Below are 18,987 nucleotides of genomic sequence, written 5' to 3'. Positions count from 1 at the left end.
CTGATGACCTCCGAACTGGCCCTCGAATTCGCCCGCAAGATCCGCGCCCGTGAGCAGGCGGTGGGCTACTGGGCGGTGCTGGACGCGCCCGTGGCCACTGAACGCATCGGCCGGGTCGGCTACGACTACGTGGCCCTTGACGCGCAGCACGGACTGCTTGGCTACTCGGGCGTGCTCAACGGGCTGATGGCCATCGACGCCGGGCACACCGCCGTCGGCATGGTCCGGGTGGAGGCCAACGACTTCACCGCGATCGGCAAGGCACTCGACGCCGGCGCCGTGGGGGTCATCGTCCCGCTCATCAACAACGCCGCAGACGCCGCCGCTGCCGTGGCCGCAGCGAAGTACCCGCCGCTGGGCGGACGCTCCTACGGGCCGATGCGCTCGGCGCTGCGGATCGGGCCCAAGCCTGCGGACGCCAATGCCACCACGCTGGTGTTCGCCATGATCGAGACGCCGGAGGGGCTGGCCAACGTCAAGGAAATCTGCGCCACCCCGGGCCTGGACGGGATCTACGTTGGCCCGTCCGACCTCGCCATCGCTGTGGGCGGGGCCTTTCCCGGGGACCCCGCCGTCGACGCCGAATTCAACGCCGCGCTGGAGACCATCGCCGAGGCAGCCGCCTCCGCAGGCATCGCCGCCGGCATCCACACTCCCGCCGGCACTGTTGCAAACCAGCGCCTGAAGCAGGGCTACACCTTCACCACCATCGCCTCGGACCTGACGCACCTGGAACAGATCGCCAAGTCCCACCTCGACGCCGCTCGCTCAGCTGCCGGAACCAAGGAAGACCAGTAACCATGACGAACACCTCCACCGACGCCTACAGCACCATCACCCCGGACGGGCAGGTGAAGCGGGCCGACGGCGCCGACTTCGCATACCTGCCCGCACCCACGGTGCAGAGCCACGCCGCCAACCTGCTCACCCTGCCGGACGGCCGGCTGGGCTGCGTCTGGTTCGGCGGCACCCAGGAAGGCGTGCCGGACATCTCCATCTGGTTCTCCGCCCTGGAACCGGGCAGCAGCCAGTGGTCCGAACCGCAGCAGCTGTCTGACGACTCGACCCGCTCAGAGCAGAACCCCATCTTGTTCACCGCACCAGACCAGACGCTCTGGCTGCTGTACACGGCGCAGAAGGCGGGCAACCAGGACACCGCCGAGGTCCGCCGTCGTATCTCCACGGACAGCGGCCGCACCTGGGGCGAGGTGGAAACGCTGTTCCCCGCCAACGAAACCGGCGGCGTGTTCGTCCGCCAGTTGCCGGTGGTGCTGCCGTCCGGCCGCCTGATCGTCCCGATCTTCCGCTGCATTACTGTCCCGGGGGAGAAGTGGGTGGGGAACAGCGACGACAGCGCCGTGATGATTTCCGACGACGCCGGCGCCACCTGGACCGAAACCGTCCTGCCGGGCAGCCTGGGCTGCGTCCACATGAACATCCAGCCCGTGGCCGACGGCTCGCTGCTGGCCCTGTTCCGCAGCCGCTGGGCGGACTCGATCTACGAATCCCGCTCCACCGACGACGGCTCCACCTGGAGCGAGCCGGTGCCCACCGAACTGCCCAACAACAACTCCTCCATCCAGTTCACCGCGCTCGCCGACGGCCGGCTGGCCCTGGTGTACAACCACAGCCGTGCGGAAGAGAACACCGAGCGCAGGCTGTCCCTCTACGACGAAATTGACGACGACGGCCTGGCCGAGGAGCAGGGCCAGTTGGCCGAGCCGGTGCCCGATGCCGCTGTTGCGTCCGACGGCGAGCGGAAGGCGTTCTGGGGCACGCCGCGCTCACCGATGACCCTTGCCATCTCCGAGGACTCGGGCCGTTCCTGGCCCATCCGCCGCAACCTGGACGTAGGGGACGGATACTGCCTGTCCAACAACTCCCGCGACGGGCTCAACCGCGAATACTCCTACCCGTCCATCCACCAGGGTCCGGACGGTGCGCTGAACATCGCGTACACCTACTTCCGGCAGGCCATCAAGTTTGTCCGCGTGGATCCGCAGTGGGCGTACGAGGGCACGGAAACCCCGGGCGGCCTGGACGATGGCTCCATCAATGACTGAGTTGGCTGAATCGATGCCGGCTGAGCAGCATGCGGTGGTCACGGGCTGCAGTTCGGGAATCGGTCTGGCCATCACCCGACGCCTGCTGGCGGAAGGGTGGGCCGTGACCGGGTTGAGCCGGACCCCGACGTCGCTGGACGGAAAGTTCGAGTGGCTGCGGGCGGACCTGTCCGAGCCCGAGTCCCTGGCGGACGCCGTCGCCGGGCTGCGGCCTGCCGATGCGCTGGTCCACGCCGCCGGGTTCCAGCGGACCGCGCCGCTGGGGGAGCTGGATCCCGCGGCGTTCGCGGGGATGTTCGCTGTGCACGTGGCGGCGGCTTCAGTGCTCGCCAATGCCTTGGTGCCGTCCATGCCCGACGGCGGCCGGGTGGTCCTGCTGGGCAGCCGCACCTCCACGGGATCGCCGGGCAAGAGCCAGTACGCGGCGACCAAGGCTGCTCTGATGGGGCTGGGCCGGACCTGGGCGCAGGAGCTGGCGCCGCGGGGGATCACGGTCAACGTGCTGTCCCCGGGGCCGACCGATACTCCGATGCTGAACGACCCCGGCCGGGCAGCAACCCCGGTGCGGATGCCGGCGTTGGGTGCCCTGGTGGACCCGGAGGATGTCGCCGCCCTGGCTGCGTTCCTCCTGGGCCCGCACGGCAAGTCGATCACGGGCCAGAACTACGTCATCTGCGGCGGCGCCTCCCTCTAGCCCCACGATAGGACCCTCTCTCACTTAATGCGCCATTTCCCGGGACGCCCCATCACCTGATGCGGCCTTTCGCGGAACGCCCCATCACCTCCCGCGCGCTTTCCCCAAACGCCCCATCACCTGATGCGGGCTTTGCCGGGACGCCCCATCACCTGATGCCGGTTTCCCCGAAGCCCAGCGTGCATGAGAACCCAGCCTGAAGGCCGGGTAAATGCGGTGCACATTCGTGCAGACGCTCCTGAGTGCCCGTTCACGGTCCTTAGCCTGGCGAGTGGCTACCCACCAGTAACAATGCGCGCGATCGCTATGAGTACCAGAAGGAAGGCTCCCCGCCCCGAGGACAAATTTCGCCGCACGTTCGTGCAGTCCACGTCCGCTGCAGCGGCGGCGCTGCCAGCATGGAAAACCCGGCCGGTGCTGCTACGGCGTTACAAGTCCACCAGCACCGGCCACCCCTGTTGGCACATAAACAAAGAGGTTTCCATGTCACTGCTTACCCGGGTCCTGTCCGCTGCCGCCGCCGCCGTCCTTGCCACGTCCGTGGTTGCGGCTCCCGCCCAGGCCATCGAGATTTCCCCGCCGGGAGCCAACGACTGGTCCTGCAAACCCAGCGCCGAGCATCCTCATCCGGTCATCCTTGTGCCGGGAACCTTCGAGAGTATGGAAAAGAACTGGTCAACTTTGTCTCCGTACCTCAAGAGCGCCGGTTACTGCGTTTTCGCCCTCAATTACGGGGAGACGAACGGTGTGTACGCCACCGCGCCAGTGGCAGAATCAGCCAAGGAGCTGGCCCCATTCGTGGATGTGGTCCGTACCGCGACCGGCGCCAAGAAGGTAAACCTGGTTGGCCACAGCCAAGGCGGCATGATGCCCCGCTACTACATGGGCTTCCTCGGCGGCGCGAAGTACGTCAATCAGCTCGTCGGCATCGCCCCTTCCAATCACGGTACGGAAGGCCTGATCGTCCCGCCCCCGAGTTTTGTCGAGGATCCCGATTTCACCGGACTGGGCTGTGCTGCCTGTGCCGACCAGCAGGCAGGTTCTGTTTTCATGCAGAAGCTCAACTCCATCGGCGACACAGTGAGGGGACCGTCCTACACGGTCATCTCCACGGTCTATGACGAAGTGGTCATTCCCTACAACAGCCAGTTCCTGGCAGGTCCGGCCCGGCAGGTCACCAACATCACCATCCAGGACAAGTGCCCGGCAGATGTCTTTGAACACGACCAGACGCCGAACGATCCCGTAGTGCACCAGATCGTAGCCCATGCCCTCGGCAATTCCTCCGGCCCGGCAGACCCCGCCTACCAGCCCGTCTGCCTCTAGCAGCGGGAAAGGCCCTGTCTTAAAGCCCGACGGCGGGCGGCGGGCACCAAAGCCGGGACGGTCGCGGCGATGGCCAGGGCGGCGACGGTTCCGGGGGCACTGAGGCTGCTGGTGGCAAGAAGGGGTCCGGCCAGCGGGATAGAAGCGGTGAGCAGCGCCGTCGAGGAGGCGAAGGCAGAACCGATGCCAATCACGTAGCAGAGAACGCGGGCGATGAGCAGCGGAGCCCCGAGGGCGAGGGCCTTCTCGGCGAGCGTGTCGATGGTGCCCACATGCTGGAGCAGCGACATGTAGGTGATCATGCCGGCTACCAGCAGGACGTTGACCAGGAGATGCCGCCAATAAAGGTCTGGTGCTCCTTGATGTTGATCAGCGCCAGCAGGAGCTCCTTGAGGTAGCGAAGCACAGCAGCGCCGACTTCCGGTGACAGGCACCGGTGGGGGCGGCGTGAAGCTGCCGCCCGCCGTCGGGCAGACAGGCAGGTGGCGAGCTTCAACAGCAACCAGGGGCCTGACGGCGGCGGCTCAGTTCTAGTCGGCTTCCTCGAGGCCTGCCTCCTTGACGGCTGTTCCCCGTGCCGCCGCGAATCCCGGGGCGCTGGCCTCGATATCGAACTTCACTTCTTCGGGCGAAGTCCGGTAGATGCTGAACTTGTTTTCCGGGTAGTGGCCTTCTCCCGACTCGTTGTCGAAGTAGACCGTTGCTTCCTTGTTGGGTGCGATGGTCAGCCCATCAAGCTTCTGGTAGTAGGACTCGGTCTTTCCGCTCGGCGTCTCGGTCATCGTGTAGTAGACCTCCACCCCGGTGATCTCTTCGGCAGAGGAGTTCTTAAGGGTGAACTGCAGCCTGTCGCTGACCTCCTTGCCTGACGCCTTGTCCACGTTGTTCTCCACCAGGGTCTCGCTGATGGCCAGGCCCGTTTTTGTGCCGGTATTGGTGATCGGGTTCTTCGTAACGGGCAGGACAGCCGGGCCGGACGCGGGACCGGAGGCGGCGGGAGATTCCGTGCGCGGCGCGCTGCCGGTGCCCTGCGACGCCTCGCAGGCTACGAGGCCGATGAGGGCCGCAGCAACGATGAATACCAGGGAAAGGAGCTTTTTCATATCAGGGGAGCTTTCTCAGTAGGGTCTCGCGGGTGGTGGAAAGGAAAGCTGCGGCCACTGTAAAGACGGAGGTGGCCAACAGCCAGAGGCTGTTGTGGGAGGTGGCGTCCCAGACGGCGCCGAGGGGCACCTGGTTGTACTGGGTTTTGACTCCCAGGTAGGCAAAGACAGCACGCTCGTACTGCTTGGTGGTGGACGTCTGCTCCACGAAATCGCGCCCGGTTTCATAGCTGGCAAAGTGTGTGAGGAGCGCCTTCTCGTTCGTCCTGTCGATTTGCAGGCTGGCGAAGAGGCCGCCGGGGATCTGGTTGTCCGGGTCCATGGTGTCTCCAATCTGCGGGATGACCAGGACGATAACGAGCCAGAGCACGAGGGCCAGGACCAGCCCGCTGGCTGGCTGCCGGGTGAGCGAGGCCAGAGTAAGGGCCAGGAGTGACCACATGATGAAGTAGACCCAGGTGTGCGCTGCGGCGATGGCCAGGCGGAGGAAGTCCTGGCCCCCCAGCTGTGCACTGCCGGCCAGCAGGACGGCCAGGGCGACCACGGCAAACAGGGCCACCACCACCACGAGCCAGACGACGACCGTTGCGAGGATTTTCCCACCCGCAAAGGCGTGCCTGCCAAGCGGCCGGGTAAAGAGGAGTTGGAGTGTGTTGCTGCCTTTCTCCTTAGCCACGAGCCCATAGCCGAGGATTACCGCGAAAAGGCTGCCAACAATTTCCAGGTATTCGATGCCTGCCCGAAGCATCTGCAGGGGGAAGAGGTTCGGCGGAGGGGTGGGAGAGCCACCTGCGGCCTTCAGGGCGTCAGCATAGGCGGTGTACTCCGCGAGTTTCACGCGGTAGTCCGCGGCCGCGACCAGCACGGAGAGGAGGATGACCGCGCTCAGGAAAACAAGGAGCATCGCAATTGCCCTGCTGCGGGAAAGGTCCTTAAGCTCCTTCCGGCACAGGACTCCGACCTCAGCCATGGAGTTCCCTCCTCATATGGCTCGGGCCCGCCACCAGCAGGGCAAGCCAAGCTGCGAAGAAGAAGCCGAGAAGCACCAGCAGGCCGCCATCCGCAGTGCCAGCTGACTGGGGATCTTCGAGGATCAGCGCCGTGGTGCTTTTGAACTGTTCGCCCAGGGACAACGGCCCCGTCAGTGCGCTGGTCAGTTCGAAAAAACCTGACTCCGCGGGTGCAGCTTTGGATACCGGGTTCAGCAGGGAGACGGGATGGGCGGCGGTGCCCAGCAGGGGCAGGATAAAGATGACGATGCTCCAGACCACGATCGGCACCAGGAGCCCGGAGGTTGCGGTGGCGCAGCGGATGCCGTTGAGCATTCCGAGCGTGACGAAGGGGATCAGGAACAGCCACGCGACCCCGAACAGGGCCAGGATGCGGGCGGCTTGGGCTGGCGTGGGAAAGGAACCGGTGGCGACCGCAATGCAGGCAACGTTCACAAGAGCGGCAACGGCAAGGATGAACAGCAGCAGCAAACCGGTTCCGGCCAGCTTGGCCGCAAGGTATTTGGCGGGGGGTACGTCCCGGGAAAGCACCAGGTCAATGGTCCGGGCCCGGCGGTCACGAAGGGTGGACTGAGCGCCAATGACGATGGCCAGTAGGGCGGCGATCAGGATGATGTAGATGACCGTGTTCCTGGCATAGTACAACGGCGAAATTGTTGAAAACGGGTTTGGAGCCGACGTCAGCCCCTCCCTCACGGCCTCCTCATACACCGCCGTGACGGTGCCCTTTGCGGCGGAACCGATAAATGCCGACGCTGCGACCATGGCCATAAAAACCACCAGCAGGAACTGGGGAAGCCGTTCCCGCCTGGCTGCGACGGTCTCCTGCCGGATGGTGGCAACCCAGACGCTCATTATGGCGTTCCGGCTGCAATCGACAGGTAGATCTCCTCAAGGGAGTCCTGCCCAGGGAAGGAATTCAAAGTCGCGGCGATGGATTCCTGGTAGATGAGCCGGCCCGCACTGAGGATGCCGATGCTCGTGCAGGTGCGCGTCACTTCCCCCAGGAGATGGGTGTTCATAAAGACTGTCATCCCCAGCTCCCGGTTGAGCCGGATGATGATGCTCCTCAGGGTGGCCACGCCCTGCGGGTCCAGGCCGGACGTCGGTTCATCAAGGAACAGGACCTCCGGCTCATGCAGGATGGCCTGGGCTATGCCGGCACGCTGGCGCATACCCTTGCTGAAGGTGCCCATGCGCTCACGTTCGTGGCCGGGGAAATCGACAATGTCCAGCACCACACGGATCCTGGCGGCTGGATGCCGCACTCCGGAAAGCTGGGCGAAGAACATCAAATTCTCAGCCAGCGTGAGGTTGTCATAGAACTGGACGTTCTCCGGAAGGTATCCGATCACCCGGCGGACCTCTGCCGGCTGCGTCCGAATGTCCCGCCCGGCTACCGATGCCGTTCCCGAGCTGGGCGGCAGCAGCGTCGTCAGGATGTTCACCGCAGTCGTTTTGCCTGCCCCGTTGTGTCCGAGCAGCCCGAAGATCTCACCCCGGCGGACGGAGAGCGTTAGCTGGTCGAGCGCTGTTTTCCCGCCGTACTGCTTGACCAGCCCGGTGGTTCGAATCGCCATGTCCGTCATGAAGAGGACGGTACGCCGCGCTGGATAAGAGGAAGCTGAGAATTCACCCCCCGAAACCGGGCTTTCCCGCACCCTGCAGAAGGGGGTTTGTCCCTTGCCCCGGAACGGACCATTCTTAAGGCATGGATCCCGAAAGCACGGGTCCCCGCTCCCTTGCGGCGCGCTTCCGTTCCGGCAGGACACGCTGGGGCGTCCGCAAGCGTGCCACGGCCAGCGCGGTGGTGGTGGTGGCAGTCGCGCTCCTCGTCGCCGGGTCCATCCTGCTGATCCTGTTGCAGACGTATCTCAGCGCATCCACTGAGACGGCCGCCCTACGCAAGGCTGACGACGTGATCGCCCAGATGGCGGATCATGACGTGGAGGAAGCCGCCGAATACATCATGACCACCGCTCATGCCGGACAATACGTGCAGATCCTGGCGCCTGCCGGAACTGTTTTCGCATCCTCTGATTCCGCCGGAGCTGCACAGCCCGTGACTTCCTTGCGGCCATCAGCGGGCGAGATCCTGACACAGAAAGTGCCCGGACTGCCCGAACTGGGCGACCGCGAGGATTTCCTTGTCGTCGCCAAGGGCGTCCCTGTACGCGGGAAGACTTACACGGTGGCGGTTGCATCCACCGTCCAGGTCCAGGCGGATACCGTCTCAACCGTCGCGTGGTTCATGCTGGGTTTGACGCCGGTGCTGCTCGTGGCTGTTGGACTGCTGGTGTGGGAGCTGGTGGGGCGTTCCCTGCAACAGGTGCAGCGGATCCGGCACCAGGTATCGCGTATCAACGTTCACAGGCTCAGCGGACGGGTGGACGTGCCGCCGACGGGTGATGAAATTACGGCACTGGCCTTGACGATGAACAGCATGCTGGACAGGCTCCAGGCCTCCGAACAGGAACAGCGGCGGTTTGTCTCCGACGCAAGCCACGAGCTCCGGAGTCCGCTGGCAACCCTCAGTGCTGCGGTTGAGGTGGCTTCCGCGGACCCCACCGGGGCAACATGGAACGAGTTGAAGGATGTCCTCGCCGATGAAACAGCCCGGATGCGCTACCTCGTCGAAAACCTGCTGACCCTGGCCAAATCCGACGACGGCGGGCTGCGCATCGACGTGACGGACGTCGACTTGGACCATGTGGTGCAGGATGAGATTCGCCGCCTGCGGGCCACGAGCGCGCACCGCATTGAGGCGGACCTCCGGCCGGTGCGGATCCAGGGTGACCCGATGCGGCTTGGGCAGGTGCTGCGGAACGTGCTGGACAACGCGGACAAGCATGCCCGCTCGCGCATTAAGATCACCCTCGACACCCGCCCCGGCGAGGCCGTCCTCGCCGTCGACAACGACGGCGACCCCGTGCCGGAAGGCGACCGTCTCCGGATCTTCGGCCGCTTCGTCCGGCTGGATGAAAGCCGGACGCGCGGAAGCGGGGGCAGCGGCCTGGGACTGGCCATCGCGGAAAGCATTATGGCCGCGCATCACGGCACCATCAGTGCGACCGAAAGCCCGGACGGCGAGTGCCGGTTCGAGCTCGTCTTCCCGTGGGCCAACCCCGTCGAGCACCAAGACAATGATCGCGATGACCGGCTGCGGTCTCCGCTTCCAAAGCTAAGTCCGCCGTGAAGCTGCGTCCGCGGTGAGGACGTAGCCCATACCCCGAACCGTGGTCAGGGTATGCAGATTGAACGGAATGTCGATCTTCCGCCGGAGGTAGCCGATGTACACCTCCACAACGTTATCGCCGCCTTCGAAAGCCGGATCCCACACGTTGTCCAGGATCTCCGCCTTGGACACCACCTGGTCGTGGCGCCGCATCAGGTATTGCAGCAGTCCGTATTCACGGGCGGTCAATACGATGGCGCGGTCACCCCGGCAGACCGTGCGCCGGGCCGGGTCCAGGACCAGCGACCCCAACGACAGCACAGCCGGCCGTTCGGGGGCGCCGCGGCGAATCAGGGCGCGGATGCGGGCCACCAGGATCAGGAAACTGAACGGCTTCGTAAGGTAGTCATCGGCCCCGAGGTCGAAGGCATCGGCCTGGTCGTATTCCCCGTCCTTCGCCGTCAGCATCAGCACCGGAGTCCAGATTCTCCGTTCCCGGATCTCCTTCAAGACTTCGTAACCGTTTTTCAACGGCAGCATGACGTCCAGCAGGATGACGTCGTAGATGTTCTCCGTCGCAGCCCACAGCCCGCTGACGCCGTCATGGGCGACCTCCACGACGAATCCCTCGTTGGACAGGCCTCGGCGCACCGTTTCGCCCAGCATCTGTTCATCCTCGACCATCAGCACCCGCATAGGGCCCGCCTTCTTCACCGGAGACGAAGTACACGCTTCTTAAAGGGTAGGACTGCACCCTGTAAAAACCTTGGGGTCAGGGTTGGATTCTGCTGCAAAGCGCCCCTACGTCTTGCTTGCGCAGGTCAGCGCGCCCCACGCCCTTGACAGCCAGTCTCGGCCTGAAGGACTATCAAGGTGCCGCTGAGCTTGGCTGTCTTGGAAGCCGGCCCGCGGCCCGGCTTCTCGAAGGGGTATCGGATGCATGCAGCACTCCCTCGTCACAGATCCTTCCGCAGTGTGGCCGCAGCCGCCGCTGCCCTCCTGGCGCTCTCTGTCGCCGGCTGCACCAGCCCTCCGGAGCCGCCTGAGCCGCCGTCCCCAACGGCCACTACGACCAGTCCGCCACCGGCCCCTGGTGATGTTCGGATCGCTGCTGTCGGTGACATGAACGGTCCCAAGACCACTAAGACTGACAGCCCGTCCGGAAAGAACGGTGCGGCAATCACGCGGCTCGTGCAAAACAACGAAATTGACGCTTTCCTCGGGCTAGGGGACTTCCAGTACGACATCGCGCAATGCGAGGACTACGTGGAGTACTGGACGAAGCTGTGGGGCGGCACGATGCCCAAGCTGTACTGGGTGTCCGGCCCTAGCCATGACTGGAGGCCTGGCCGGAACGAAGACCTCGACAACTTCATGAATGGCGAATGCCCGGGGTCTGAGGCGAAAGCTGCGATCAACCAGGAGCGTGGATTCATCGAGAACGGGCAACCGTACTCCAAAGACTTCGGGAACTGGCACTTCGCGTTCCTGTCCTCCGCGCAGTGGCGGTACGACACCGCGAAGGCTATGGAGACCACGAAGTGGCTGGACGATGACCTTGCTGCTGCCAAGGCGGCCGGAAAGCACCTGGCAGTGGTGCACCACGAACCGTACTTCACGTCGGACACGAACGAACATGAGCGGGCCAAAAACCATAAGCCCTGGATCGATGTGATGTGGAAGCACCGGGTCCGTCTGACCCTCTCAGGGTCACAACACAACTACGAACGGTCATGTCCGGTGAACAACGAGGACGAGTGTGTGGAAGACGGGATGACAGCGTTCCAGGTTTCCACGGGAGGTATCGGTCTCCGCTCCTTTCTCAGTGATCCGTCGTACATCGAGGAGCGGTTGAGCGATACCCACGGGTTCCTTCGGATGACACTGCGGGAGGACGGGTCCTTTGACTGGAACTTCGTTCCAACGTCGGGGGAGGGCACGGACTCGGGTACGCGTTCCGCACCGTAATCAAGACCCACCGCCCAGCCCCGGACGAGGCATCGGTGACGTAGGCAGCAAGGCGGCGCCGCCGTCGTCCTTTAGGTCCAAGGGCGCGGCGGCGCCCGCCTATTCATGGGCCTTGTCGAAGAGGCAGCGCGGACTAAAGCGTCTCGGGAACCGGGCGTCCCGGGAAGAGCGTCGAATACTGCTTCCGGTACATCCTGCGCCCGATGAGACGGTAGGCCACGCGGACCGGCGCGGGGATTTCTTTGAACAGTTCCTTCCGGTCTGCGGGCGGATTCGTGGCGAGCACCATCCCGAGGTAACCGACCAGGAACTTGTTGCTGACCTGGCTGCTCCCGTGCTCCGCGGCTGCCTTCATCTCCTTCTGGGTCATCACCTTGTCCACGGCGGGCATCACTTCGGTGACCTCCCGGCGCAGATGCACGTTGAGGACAGCCTTCAGGTCCTCGTAGCGCTCAGCCAGTTCCTGGCCGGTGGCTGCGTCTGCCGTTTCCATCCAGCGCAGGCGGACGGGTTCGATGGTCTCCAGCCGTTGGGTGACCTGGCGGTGTTGCTCGAGCATCTGGCCCACGTGAAGGGCGCACGCTGGTGCCCGTTCGGCCAGCTGCGGGTACATGAGCTCGTCCTCGCTCTCATGGTGGAGGTGGAGCAGCTTGTCGAAGTTGCCCAGCACTTCGCCCACGTAGGCGGCGCGGGCGGTGTCGCCAGGAGCGGCGGAACGCACCAGGCCGGGCGCCTCGTCATAGGCCCAAAGGAAGACGCGGTGAATGCGCCGCATGCCCGCCGTCCCGGTGCACAGGACGGGCCCCGGTGGGACAGGGGCCGCGGTCTCGCCGGGCTGCATGGCGAAGAAGTCGGTCATGGGCACCTCATGGTCGTCATGCGAGACCAAGACCCTCTCCCCGGCAGCATCGTAGCGTTTGCCCTTAGGCCGCACAATGGCACCTGCTTAGGGCGGGATTAGGTAGGGGAGTAGCCGAACTCCCCTACCCCGGCCGGTCCGGGTAGGGGCAAAATTGCGAAATGAAACGACGTATAGTGGCTAGCTTTGCAGCGGCAATGATGTCGCTTGGCGGAATCGCACTGGCATCCCCCGGCAATGCAGCGCCTGATTCATCCCCAGACGCGGGGCAAATCATGGTCAAATTCCGTGACGATGCTGCTGCACCAGGCCTGCTTCGCCAGAAAGGCCTTAACTCGAGCGCGACCATCGGAAGCACCGGCGCCGTCCTCGTGAAAGCGCCCCGTGGGAAAAAAGCACAACTCATCCAGGAGTTGAGCAGCAATCCGGACGTTGAGTACGCCGAGCCGGATGAGGTGGTTACTGCCACCACCGCCGATCCCTACTTCGAACGCCAGTACGCTCTTCACAACGTTGGGCAGTCGTTCACGGATACCGCCAACACGCTGACTGTGCCGGCAGGCACCAGGGACGCCGACGTGGACGCTGTCGCAGCGTGGAACATCACCAGGGGAAGCGGTACCAAGGTGGCCATCATCGATTCAGGGGTGGCAATAGACCACGAGGACATCTCGCACAAGGTGGTTGCGCGGGCCAACTTCAGCAGCACGATCATCGATGAACCGGCGGACCACGACAGGTACGGTCACGGCACCCATGTTGCCGGAATCGTTGCCGCCGAACACAACTCCGCGGGCGTCGCCGGCGTATGCCCTGACTGCACCATCCTGGATGTCAAAGTGCTCGACGACAACGGGGCCGGTTCCAGCTCAGCCGTTGCCGAGGGCATCGACTGGGCGGTGGCAAACGGGGCGAAGGTAATCAACATGAGCCTGGGGCAGTCCGTTCCGTCACGCACCCTCGAAACCGCGATCGAGAACGCATGGGACAAGGGCGTGGTCCTCGTGGCCGCAGCGGGAAATGCCGGTACCCAGGCCCAGATCTATCCGGCCGCATATCCCAAAGTCATGGCCGTGGCGGCAACCGACAATAATGATCTGAAAGCACCCTTCTCAACCCACGGAGAGTGGGTGGACGTGGCGGCGCCGGGCGTCGACGTCTATTCAACGTTCCCCAACCATCCGTTTGTGCTGGGCATCCAGAGCGGCAGCCAGACCGGTTATGACCTTGCCAGTGGAACGTCCATGGCTTCACCGATAGTTGCCGGTGTTGCTGCACTTGTCTGGAGCTCCCATCCCGGCACCACCAACGAGTCAGTCCGGGAAGATATCGAATCAACCGCCGAGCCGATCGAAGGCACCGGCACTTACTGGGAGCACGGCCGCGTGGACGCAGACGATGCGGTCAGCGAGCGGTGAGCCGGAAGGGCCCGTCGAAACCGCTGTAACCGGCCACGCCCCTAGGTTTCCCGGGACGTGACAATGGCCCCGACCACAGCCGAAGCTGTGGTTCGGGGCCATTGCGTTGGTTTGGTGGCTGTTAGCGCCGACGGGCGGCCTTAGGCGCGTGCCCTGGTGTGCCCCTTGGTGAGGACGAGTGCCAGTGCCACCATGCCGACGCCGAGCAGCAGGTGCAGGATGTTGTCGAAGCCGTTCAGCGGGACAAAGTTTCCGGCAGAATCCTGCGGGATCACCAGGCCATAGACGAAGAGGACCAGGTAAATGATGCCGCCGTAGAGCAGGAAGGATCGGGCGCCGCCAGCGGTCTTGGCCAGGACGATGCCGGCCACGCCGAAGAGCAGGTGGACAATGTTGTGCAGGGCCGAGACCTGGAAGAGGCCCAGCAGCAGGGCCTCCGAGTGGTGGCCGGCGAAGTGCAGTTGGTCAAAGTTGGCTGTGATGCCTGGAACGAATCCCAGGACGCCGACCAGCAGGAACACTGCGCCCACTGCCATCGATGCCTTTTGCACGTTGGTGCGGGTGGCCATGCCGGTGTTTGTGTGTGTTGCCATGGTGATCTCCTGAATGCGATATGTGTGTCTGGATCAGGTGGGTATGCCTGCCAACCCCAAGGGGTTATGCCAGCTATTCGGGCGATATCGCACTTCGGATGGGTAATTTCTGGAGCAATTTGAAGAGCGGGCCGGCGGCATACGGAACGTGCCGCCGTAAGTCTTGCCTCATCCGCCGTCAGCCGCCCCAGCCCGGACTTGGACTGCGACGGCTCACTGCGACCCTTGCAGGGGGACCGCGGCAGGGCCGGCCGCCTTGCCGGCTTCCACTTGCTCCCAGTGCCGCCGGAGCAACTCCGCCAGCCGCCCAGGCTCGATCCTGTGCGGGGGATCGAAGTGGTGGCGCTTGGGGAACACCTCCAGATGGAAGTCCGGGAAGAACACCCTTGCCAGCCGGCTGGCAATCTCGCCGTAGGCATCCGGGTTGCTCAGGCCGCCCAGAGCGTAGAACACGGGCCGCGGAAACGCTGCCAGCCGCTCCCTCTCCAAGTCGTAGTCCTTGAAGGACCGCAGGAAGGCTTTGATGCCCGCGGGCCGTTTCGCCATCCACGGCGGCGGGGGGCCGGGCGGCGGTGGCGGAAGGACGGCGTCGGGCTTGACTCCCAGCCTTATGAAGGCGGGCAGGAACTGGTCCGGAGGGAGTGCTTCGAGCTGCTCGTACTTCTTCCAGAGCTCCGTGTGCCCGGGGCTCCAGTCCCAGTTCCCGGCCCAGGCGGGCTCAAGCAGCGCCAGGCTGAGCAGCCTGTCAGGGTGCTTGGCGGCGAATGCCAGGGCGGCTGAGCCGCCACCGGAGTATCCCACCAGGTGGAATGTCTCCCAACCGAGGGCGTCGGCTTGGCGCAGTACGCCGTCAATCTCTGTGTCCAGGCTCCAGCCCGGCGGAGGCTCGTCGCCCCCATAGAGCTCCAGGTCCTTGGCGACGGCCTGAACCTCGGGTCCCAGGGCTTCAATCAGAGCCTCATACGCTGGCTGGGCCGGGAGAATAGAGCCCGGAAGCAGAATGGTTCGAATCCGATCCATAGACGAACCCTACGCCCGGTCCGGTTGTTCCTGACAGCCCCCGTGGTGAGGCCGCGTGAGCCCCCGAAAGGAACGGTCTGCTCCGCACTTCGCCCGGGGAATGACAGGCTGAATCTTGTGGCAGGATGTGCCGGCTGAAGCCGGTGGTAATTGGTGCTCCAAATCTCCTGTAGAGTTGATCCTGTTGTTGTGTTTATGCAGTTGGTAGTTCAGGCAGTACGCGGGGTCGAAAGTCCCCGTTCTTCTGAAGTAGCGGTTTTGAACACCCCACACCGGAGGACCCGAAAGTCGGGACTTTTCCTCCACCTTCACGAAGGACAAAAATAATGGCTACTGGTACCGTCAAATGGTTTAACGCTGAAAAGGGCTTCGGCTTCATTTCCCCCGATGACTCCTCACAGGACGTTTTCGCACACTACTCTGCGATCGCTTCCTCCGGCTTCCGCTCACTCGAAGAGAACCAGAAGGTCTCCTTCGAAACCGAGCAGGGCCCCAAGGGTCCCCAGGCCGTAAACATCCAGTCCCTCTAATTTCTAGAGAAACTGGGGCCTAAGGGTTTCAATTTTTGAAAGCAGGGCCGGTCACTGACCGGCCCTGCTTTTTGTTAACCCGAGTGTGCTGCTTCCGGCTCAGCCGTGGTGCCGTTGCGCCAGGAACGCCGCCAGCGCAGGGTTATCAATCTCCTTCGCCAGCCAGGGAACTGCCTGTGCTGCCGCTTCGTCACCGAGCATGGCCCGATGGGACTGCCCCCGCACCACGAACTCCCGCATCCCGCTGCGGCTCGCCAACTCTGCCAGCCGCTCCACGAAAGCAGCGGCTCGCGGTGACCGGCTGGCAATGGATACTTCCGCCGCCGTATCCAACAGCCGGGCCGAATACCAGAGGTACCACGGCTTGGGTTCGAGGCCCCGGTCTATCCAGTGCTCGGCAGCGGTGAGATCGCCGTGCTCCATGAACAGCCGCGCCTCGGCGCCGGCTGCCAAGGCCATGTAGCAGTGGTCCCCGGCCAAATCAGCCATCACCCAGGACCGGTCAATCATGGCCGCTGCCTGCTCCAGCTGCCCGGCGGCGAGGTAGGTCTCTCCCCGCACCCCCGCCACAAACGGCTCGAAGGCCGTCCAGTGTTCCTCCGCGATCCAGACCAGTGCCCGGTCCAGGGAGTCGGCCGCCTGCTCCAGCTCCCCGCGGAGCAACCGAACGCGGCCCAGCAGCGCCTCGCTGAACGCCTGCTGCCGGCGGTTTCCCAGAGCCCTGGCCAGGTTTCCGGACTCCGTCAGCGCGGTCACGGCGTTCCCGTACCGTGCGGTGTCTGAGGCCAACATGCCCTGGATTGCCAGGACTCTTGCCTGTTCATCGGGGAATCCCTCCGCCGCCAGCATCGCCCGGTCCAGCCAGCCGGCAGCGCGGTCCGGCACACCCCGCTGCACGGACAGGTAGCCCAGTTCGCGGTATGCGGCAGCGGCAGTCCGGGAGGCGCCGTCGGGCCCTTCCGCCTGCAGCGCGCGGTGCAGGAAATCCGCCACCTCGGCGCCGCGGCCGCCCGCCTGGTGGATCAGCGCCGCGGACAACGTCACCAGGGCCTCGGCCAGCAGGTGGCTGTTGCCGGTGCGCTGGGCCAGCACTACTGCGAGCCGCAGCTGTTCAAGCCCCCGATCCACGGCCCCCGCCCACAGCGACGAACCGCCGGCATCGAGATAGGAGCGCACGGTGGCTTCGGTGGCCGGCACTCCCGGATCTGCTTCCGGGGCCGCTGCGGAGAGTGCCCGCCGGATTTCCGAGGGCAGCGGCAGGCCGAGCTCCTGCCGGTAGAGGTCGCCGGACCTGATGACGTGCTCACGGGCCCGGCGGTGCTCTCCCAAAGCCACGAGCGCCTTGACCAGGACGGCGTTGCTGTCTGCGTGGAAGGGATTTCTCTCCAACGCCAGGGTTGCCAGTTCCGCGGCCTCCCCGGGAGCGCCGGAAGCAAGAGCTGCCAGCGCTGCCTCGTAGAGCAGTGACTGGACCACGTTATCGAGGCGGTAACGCTGGTCAGCCAGCCACGAATCGAAGACGGGGCAGTCTGCGAAGGACAAGCCCTCAAGCAACTGGCCGGTGAAGCTGCGGGGCTCCAGGGCGGGATTCGCGGCTGAGTCCACCATTTCCAGGGCATCGCAGCGCCATGGCGGCGGCAGCTCCAGCCGCAAAGGATCGCCGGCCACCCTTACACCGTCGAGGGAGCGCCGCAGCTCGGACAAATTCCAGCGCAAGGCGCCGAGGGGATCGGCGGCATCCGGAAACAGCAGCGACGCCGTGCGGGACCTGCCGGTGCCATCGGCCTGCAACGCGAGGTACGCAAGCACTGCCCAGGCCTTGCGGCCTCTGGGCTGCAGGTGGGTTGTGCCGGGTGACTCGATGGCAGGGGGACCGAGGAGCCGAATCCAATTCTCGGCCATACGGCTCATGGTACCGCCGGCCGCTCCCGGCGTCTGCGGCGTTCACACGCTTGTTCACACGCCGGCCGCACACACTCAAATCACCAAATCCGCCACACTCACAAGAGGCACAACAATGGAACTGATCGGCTTGCTGCTATTTGTTCTCTGGGTTCTCATCTTTACCGTTTGCACCGTCCTGACTGACGGCCGGAAACACCGGGCACACACGCACGACCTCCGCTCCACCAAGCCGTGGTCGGCAGGCAACCTTCCCAGTGAGCCCTACGCATCGCTGCTGTGAATGTTGTGTTCGGCAGGTCTAGGCATCGCGCGTACGACGGCGGGTAGTCGGCTCATCTGCCGGCTGCAGCCAAGCACCTGGCAAGAAGCAGGGCCGGTCACCGACCGGCCCTGTTTCTTGCGTTGGCTAGTGCAGCCCCATCGCGTTCCGCACCTCATCGAGGATGTGGTGCATCGCGTTCTCGGCAGCAACAGCGTCCCCGCCAGCGACCGCAGCGGCAACATCCTCGTGCGCCTGCAGTGCCTCGTTCCGCGGCTTGAAGGGCATCAGCCCCTGCTTGGTGCGGCTGGTGAGCACCTCGGCCACCATGCCTTCCAGCGCAAGGAACATTTCATTGCCGCAGCTTTCCAGCAGCAGGCAATGGAATTCGATGTCCGCCGCCAGGAATGCCTCAAGCTCCCCGGCCTCGCCGAGCCGGCGCAGGTCGGCAGCGAGCGACGTCAGCTTCGCCCGCTCTGCGGCGCTCGCCCGGCGCGCGGCGCCGGCAGCAGCAATAGGTTCGACGGCGATGCGCAGCTCCGTGAGGCTGCTGTACTGGATCTCGCGCCGGTCCGAGGCGAGCCGCCAGCGCACGAGCTTGGGGTCAAAGACATTCCAGAGCCGGCGCTCCTGCACCACGATGCCCACCCGCCTGCGCGAGTACACCAGGTTCATGGACTCGAGGACCTTCATGGTGTCACGGGCCACGGTCCGGGAAATGCCGTACTCCTGCTGGATCCCCTCCAGGGTGAGCCGGCTCCCGGGAGGTAATTCGCCGGAAGCAATGGCAACGCCGACCGCCTCCAAAACGCGTTCATGCATGGCAGGGGAGGCCCCGCCGTCGTGCGCGTTGTCCGCGTCCTGTGGTGTCGCCGTCGACATCTTTTCCTGCCTTCCTCTGCGCCTGCGCGCGCCCCCAGCTTATCGAAAAGAAAGCAATTGGTATGACTTGTGACACCTAAAGATAGTATCTATGGTGCTAAAAGGTGCTACCTTATTCCAAGCGCACCTCCTTGTGGGATGCGCGATGAGCTTTCTTCACTAAGCCAACGGCGTCTTCTTCG

At 64.5% G+C, this 18,987-nt stretch carries 19 protein-coding genes and 1 pseudogene; 9 read left to right on the top strand and 11 right to left on the bottom strand.

Features of this window, described 5'->3' with window-relative positions:
* Positions 1-3: 3 nt before the first annotated feature.
* The 4 genes from AC5RV1_RS03845 (at position 4) to AC5RV1_RS03830 (ending at position 4,083) form a co-directional block, all read left to right on the top strand.
* Positions 4-798, top strand: coding sequence for an HpcH/HpaI aldolase family protein (locus tag AC5RV1_RS03845; RefSeq protein WP_493993595.1), 795 nt, complete (start codon positions 4-6; stop codon positions 796-798).
* 2 nt (positions 799-800) lie between these two features.
* Entirely contained in the window at positions 801-2,063 is a 1,263-nt protein-coding gene (locus AC5RV1_RS03840) for a sialidase family protein (protein ID WP_493993594.1), read from the top strand.
* Positions 2,064-2,076: 13 nt separating this feature from the next.
* Positions 2,077-2,757, top strand: a complete 681-nt coding sequence (locus AC5RV1_RS03835; protein ID WP_493993615.1) for an SDR family NAD(P)-dependent oxidoreductase — start codon at positions 2,077-2,079, stop codon at positions 2,755-2,757.
* Between the two features lie 483 nt (positions 2,758-3,240).
* Positions 3,241-4,083 (top strand): esterase/lipase family protein, encoded by an 843-nt coding sequence (locus AC5RV1_RS03830; RefSeq protein WP_493993593.1) that lies wholly within the window; start codon positions 3,241-3,243, stop codon positions 4,081-4,083.
* A gap of 20 nt (positions 4,084-4,103) precedes the next feature.
* Here the strand turns inward: AC5RV1_RS03830 and AC5RV1_RS03825 are convergent.
* The 5 genes and pseudogenes from AC5RV1_RS03825 to AC5RV1_RS03805 all read right to left on the bottom strand — a co-directional run.
* Positions 4,104-4,468, bottom strand: a pseudogene (locus AC5RV1_RS03825) (SLC13 family permease); the annotation flags it as partial.
* A 145-nt stretch (positions 4,469-4,613) separates the two neighbouring features.
* A complete protein-coding gene (locus AC5RV1_RS03820; RefSeq protein ID WP_493993592.1) occupies positions 4,614-5,186 on the bottom strand; it encodes a hypothetical protein in 573 nt (190 codons plus the stop codon).
* Position 5,187: 1 nt separating this feature from the next.
* Entirely contained in the window at positions 5,188-6,156 is a 969-nt protein-coding gene (locus tag AC5RV1_RS03815) for an ABC transporter permease (RefSeq protein WP_493993591.1), read from the bottom strand.
* Positions 6,149-7,051, bottom strand: coding sequence for an ABC transporter permease subunit (locus tag AC5RV1_RS03810; protein ID WP_493993590.1), 903 nt, complete (start codon positions 7,049-7,051; stop codon positions 6,149-6,151). The genes AC5RV1_RS03815 and AC5RV1_RS03810 overlap by 8 nt, the downstream gene beginning before the upstream one ends.
* Positions 7,051-7,785, bottom strand: a complete 735-nt coding sequence (locus AC5RV1_RS03805) for an ABC transporter ATP-binding protein (RefSeq protein WP_493993589.1) — start codon at positions 7,783-7,785, stop codon at positions 7,051-7,053. Before AC5RV1_RS03805 ends, AC5RV1_RS03810 begins: the two co-directional genes overlap by 1 nt.
* A gap of 122 nt (positions 7,786-7,907) precedes the next feature.
* Here AC5RV1_RS03805 and AC5RV1_RS03800 point away from each other — a divergent pair, with 122 nt between their 5' ends.
* The gene (locus AC5RV1_RS03800; RefSeq protein ID WP_493993588.1) at positions 7,908-9,392 is read left to right on the top strand and encodes a sensor histidine kinase; all 1,485 of its coding nucleotides are present in this window, start codon (positions 7,908-7,910) and stop codon (positions 9,390-9,392) included.
* Here the strand turns inward: AC5RV1_RS03800 and AC5RV1_RS03795 are convergent.
* A complete protein-coding gene (locus AC5RV1_RS03795) occupies positions 9,378-10,067 on the bottom strand; it encodes a response regulator transcription factor (RefSeq protein WP_493947550.1) in 690 nt (229 codons plus the stop codon). The genes AC5RV1_RS03800 and AC5RV1_RS03795 overlap by 15 nt on opposite strands.
* Before the next feature lie 240 nt (positions 10,068-10,307).
* Here AC5RV1_RS03795 and AC5RV1_RS03790 point away from each other — a divergent pair, with 240 nt between their 5' ends.
* A complete protein-coding gene (locus AC5RV1_RS03790; RefSeq protein ID WP_493993587.1) occupies positions 10,308-11,339 on the top strand; it encodes a metallophosphoesterase family protein in 1,032 nt (343 codons plus the stop codon).
* A gap of 133 nt (positions 11,340-11,472) precedes the next feature.
* On the opposite strand, the gene AC5RV1_RS03785 is transcribed toward AC5RV1_RS03790, so the two are convergent.
* The gene (locus tag AC5RV1_RS03785; RefSeq protein WP_493993586.1) at positions 11,473-12,228 is read right to left on the bottom strand and encodes a hemerythrin domain-containing protein; all 756 of its coding nucleotides are present in this window, start codon (positions 12,226-12,228) and stop codon (positions 11,473-11,475) included.
* A gap of 146 nt (positions 12,229-12,374) precedes the next feature.
* Between AC5RV1_RS03785 and AC5RV1_RS03780 the strand changes: the two genes are divergently transcribed.
* Positions 12,375-13,616 carry a S8 family serine peptidase gene (locus AC5RV1_RS03780; protein ID WP_493993585.1) on the top strand — a complete coding sequence of 414 codons (1,242 nt, stop codon included), beginning with the start codon at positions 12,375-12,377 and terminating at the stop codon, positions 13,614-13,616.
* 140 nt (positions 13,617-13,756) lie between these two features.
* Here the strand turns inward: AC5RV1_RS03780 and AC5RV1_RS03775 are convergent, their stop codons facing one another.
* Complete coding sequence (locus AC5RV1_RS03775) at positions 13,757-14,209, bottom strand: DUF4383 domain-containing protein (protein WP_493993584.1); 453 nt, start codon at positions 14,207-14,209, stop codon at positions 13,757-13,759.
* A 213-nt stretch (positions 14,210-14,422) separates the two neighbouring features.
* A complete protein-coding gene (locus AC5RV1_RS03770) occupies positions 14,423-15,229 on the bottom strand; it encodes an alpha/beta fold hydrolase (RefSeq protein WP_493993583.1) in 807 nt (268 codons plus the stop codon).
* Positions 15,230-15,555: 326 nt separating this feature from the next.
* Here AC5RV1_RS03770 and AC5RV1_RS03765 point away from each other — a divergent pair, with 326 nt between their 5' ends.
* Positions 15,556-15,759 carry a cold-shock protein gene (locus tag AC5RV1_RS03765; RefSeq protein WP_066274236.1) on the top strand — a complete coding sequence of 68 codons (204 nt, stop codon included), beginning with the start codon at positions 15,556-15,558 and terminating at the stop codon, positions 15,757-15,759.
* A 99-nt stretch (positions 15,760-15,858) separates the two neighbouring features.
* Here AC5RV1_RS03765 and AC5RV1_RS03760 read toward each other — a convergent pair whose 3' ends face one another.
* Entirely contained in the window at positions 15,859-17,661 is a 1,803-nt protein-coding gene (locus AC5RV1_RS03760) for an AfsR/SARP family transcriptional regulator (RefSeq protein ID WP_493993582.1), read from the bottom strand.
* Positions 17,662-17,776: 115 nt separating this feature from the next.
* Here AC5RV1_RS03760 and AC5RV1_RS03755 point away from each other — a divergent pair, with 115 nt between their 5' ends.
* On the top strand, positions 17,777-17,944 hold the full coding sequence (locus AC5RV1_RS03755; RefSeq protein ID WP_493947543.1) for a hypothetical protein: 168 nt from the start codon (positions 17,777-17,779) through the stop codon (positions 17,942-17,944).
* Between the two features lie 126 nt (positions 17,945-18,070).
* On the opposite strand, the gene AC5RV1_RS03750 is transcribed toward AC5RV1_RS03755, so the two are convergent.
* Positions 18,071-18,805: a FadR/GntR family transcriptional regulator gene (locus AC5RV1_RS03750; RefSeq protein WP_256246281.1), complete on the bottom strand. Its 735-nt coding sequence runs from the start codon at positions 18,803-18,805 to the stop codon at positions 18,071-18,073.
* Positions 18,806-18,987 lie beyond the last annotated feature (182 nt).

This window comes from Arthrobacter sp. Hb9-2 (genome assembly GCF_059091165.1).
This window is presented reverse-complemented; position numbering and strand designations above follow the sequence as displayed.